This is a genomic window from Chlorogloea sp. CCALA 695, from assembly GCF_003003885.1.
Taxonomy (GTDB): Bacteria; Cyanobacteriota; Cyanobacteriia; order Cyanobacteriales; family Chroococcidiopsidaceae; genus Aliterella.
This window is the reverse complement of record NZ_PVWN01000133.1, coordinates 1-3296: the sequence shown is the minus strand read 5'-3', so window position 1 is coordinate 3296 and position 3296 is coordinate 1. Positions and strand designations below refer to the sequence as shown.

The 3296-nt window shown below is 44.5% G+C and carries 4 protein-coding genes; 3 read left to right on the top strand and 1 reads right to left on the bottom strand.

Annotation, left to right across the window (positions count from 1 at the left end):
- Positions 1-141 precede the first annotated feature (141 nt).
- The 3 genes from C7B70_RS25320 (at position 142) to C7B70_RS27450 (ending at position 2554) form a co-directional block, all read left to right on the top strand.
- Positions 142-915 (top strand): SDR family oxidoreductase, encoded by a 774-nt coding sequence (locus C7B70_RS25320; protein WP_106371632.1) that lies wholly within the window; start codon positions 142-144, stop codon positions 913-915.
- A 266-nt stretch (positions 916-1181) separates the two neighbouring features.
- Positions 1182-1922 carry an SDR family oxidoreductase gene (locus tag C7B70_RS25315; protein WP_106371631.1) on the top strand — a complete coding sequence of 247 codons (741 nt, stop codon included), beginning with the start codon at positions 1182-1184 and terminating at the stop codon, positions 1920-1922.
- A gap of 395 nt (positions 1923-2317) precedes the next feature.
- The gene (locus tag C7B70_RS27450) at positions 2318-2554 is read left to right on the top strand and encodes a ribbon-helix-helix protein, CopG family (RefSeq protein ID WP_199192572.1); all 237 of its coding nucleotides are present in this window, start codon (positions 2318-2320) and stop codon (positions 2552-2554) included.
- A gap of 369 nt (positions 2555-2923) precedes the next feature.
- On the opposite strand, the gene C7B70_RS25305 is transcribed toward C7B70_RS27450, so the two are convergent.
- Positions 2924-3296: transposase (locus C7B70_RS25305; protein ID WP_199192571.1), on the bottom strand; the 373-nt coding region annotated here is incomplete at its 5' end.

Here is a 3296-nt window from a genome sequence, read left to right as displayed (position 1 = left end):
TTGCTCTGCTTACCTCTTAGCCTTTTATCTCTTGATTCTTTTACTTATTATATCCGGAAAATGACAGAAAAGGGTTACTCAGTAATAAATCGTATAAATCTCGATAAAAACTTCCCCAATTAGCAACGCAAGGAGTAAAAAATGACAACGAACGAGAACAGAAATTACACAGGAAAGGTTGCATTTGTAACCGGAGCAGCGAACGGCATCGGTCGAGCTACGGCGCTGGCGTTTGCTCGTGAGGGCGCTAGTGTGGCGATCGCCGACGTTTTAGAACAGGGCAATCAAGAAACGGCGCGCCTGATTGAAGATATCGGCGGACGAGCGATCGCCGTCAAGTGCGACGTGACACGACCCGAAGACGTGAAGGCGGCTCTAGACAAGACCATCGAAGCGTTCGGGCGGCTGGACTTTGCCTTTAACAACGCTGGTGTAAAACAGAAGAATACAGCAACAGCCCAAATTGAAGAGCAAGAGTGGGATCGAATCGTCAACATCGACCTGCGCGGCGTTTTTCTGTGCATGAAGTATGAAATCCCCCTGCTACTCAAGCAAGGCGGTGGCGCAATCGTGAACACATCATCCGGTGCTGGGGTCATAGGCATTAAGGGCGGAGCGGCATACACCGCCGCAAAACACGGCGTGATCGGACTCACCAAGTCGGCGGCTCTCGATTACGCCGCGCAGAACATCCGCGTCAACGCCGTTGCCCCTGGTTACATTGACACACCGATGATGAATCGCTTCACTGGCGGCACTGCCCAAGGACGCGAACAGGTAATCGCCCAGGAGCCAATTGGCAGGATGGGTCAGCCCGAAGAGATCGCTAATGCCGTCGTCTGGTTGTGTTCGGACGCGGCTGCTTTCGTCGTCGGACACGTCCTAGTCATCGATGGCGGTCAAACGGTGCAGTGATGGTTGGAGCAGAAGAACATGACTTGGCAGAACTGGAGAGAGTAGGAGCAAATGGTGTACTGAGACAATAATTTTTAATCCAGACCTTTCGGGCAGACTTTTACATAGGACATGGCGAAAGCAAGTTAAATTGTTTTTTCAATCTTTGCAGTATTACAGAAAAGTCTTTGCTGATGCCATATCGAACCATCGACGTGCTTTTAGCCGCTAATTGGCAAGTCCGCTCTTGCAAAACTCAGTAGTTACTCAACAAAAAGAGGAATAAGATGATTAAAGATAAAGTTGTAATTATTACTGGCGCATCATCAGGGATTGGTGAAGCAAGTGCAAAATTGCTTGCAAGCAAAGGCGCTAAAGTCGTATTGGGCGCGCGACGCGAACACAAATTGAGACAACAGGTTGATGAAATTCAAAGCGCTGGCGGACAAGCAGTCTATCAAGTGATGGATGTGGTTAACCCATCTGATAACGCCCAGATCGTCAAGCTTGCTAAGGAAACGTTTGGAGGCATCGATGTTATTTTCTTGAACGCTGGCATAATGCCAAACTCTCCACTTTCTGCATTGAAAACTGATGAATGGAACCAAACATTTGATGTCAATATCAAGGGTGTACTAAATGGTATCGCTGCTGTGTTGCCAACGTTTATTAGCCAAAAGTCAGGGCATGCGATCGCAACTTCATCGGTTGCTGGATTAAAAGCTTATCCAGGTGGTGCAGTGTATGGTGGGACGAAATGGTTCGGGCGCGATTTCATGGAAGTTCTACGCATGGAGTCGGCTCTTGATGGGACTAACATTCCTACTGCGACAATTTATCCTGCTGCAATTAACACTGAGCTATTAGATCAGATTACCAGTCAAGATGTGGCTGAAAAAACGACTCAGTTGTATGAGCAATATGGCATCTCGCCAGATCGAGTAGCCAATGTTGTAGCGTTTGCGATTGACCAGCCAGAAGACACAAACGTGAACGAATTTACGATTGGACCAACCACGCAGCCTTAGTAAAAATAGTTATTAGAATGTCCTTAAATATTTTTTGCGTCGCCCCAGTCAGTTAGTCGCTGCTGGGGCTTTTTGTTGCGTTCAGCTAGGCTTTAATCAATCCACCAGGGCATCCCCTATCAGCCATCCCTACCGGGCTACCTGGTTTCTTCTCTCGTCTGGCGGGTGCAGGCAGTGCCTCGCTTCCAGTTCCACTTGTTGTCTAGCCAACGGCAACCTTATTTCTCTGTTTGAGTTTGTGAATCAGTCAATGAAAGTGCAACGCTTTATTTTTTGTTCTCAGTGAGGCGGTTTGCTTTCTCGATCCATAACTTGCCTGATATATCATGATGTCAGCATATCGATATCATGATATAATGATATCATTGAAACAGTTAATCTATGGAGGTAGTGATATGTTGATATTAATAATGAGTAGACCAGAACGGGCTGAACCAGGTGCTTACGGTGAGACAAAGAAACCGAAACAATTCATGATTACTGATTGGGCATCTGAGCAATTAGACAAAATTGCTGAGGAATTAAAAACTAGCCGTTCTGAAGTTATAGAACGTCTAATTCGCTGTGGCGGTCTGGAAGCTGCAAGAAAGTATGAAACGCAAACAGGTCAGTGCAAAGAAAACTGCTCTTAACTTTAAGTACAAATAAATTATAAAAAATCACTTTTGCGAGGTTGATAAATGATTGTTGAGCAATATCCTAACTTCCTTTTTCTAAGTAGCCTCTCAATAAAATTCTTAAAGTTAAGTAATAAATGGAATTGTCAAAGTGATTTACAAACTCTGATACTCAACTTAAAACACAAACATTAAATCAATCACGGTGAACTGACAATGGATACAAAATCGTTATTAATTCAAGAAATTGAGCAAACATCAGAACCCATACTATAGCAATCCTAAATGGCTCATGAAAATGCACCATACATGAATACCTTTTGAAAATCAAAAATTTGATGGTGAGTGATTAACTCAAACAATCGCTTCACGGCAAAGAAAGATTTACACAGATGATAGGACTCTCGGATGAACCTCTTTGCGTGTAACCAAACATCTAAGGGCAGGATTTTGTGCAGGAGCATTTGGGGCAAAGCGAATGCAAGTGATCTGCCAATCCAACTCATTTAACTGTTGATTGACCGATGCTAAATATGTTCTGACCTCGCCAGAGCGGTGATAAGTGGCTCCATCCCAAATCAGCGCAATACGGTGGGGACATTGTGAGCGCAGATACTGGAGAAAAGCAATAGTAGACTGGGAATCTCCCTTGTCATAAGCTTTAACTAAAAACCTTTGAGTATAGAGGTTAAGTGCGCCATAGTAAGTCTGTTTTTGTCGTTCATTGATAACTGGAATTTCAATGCGCTCGTTAGTC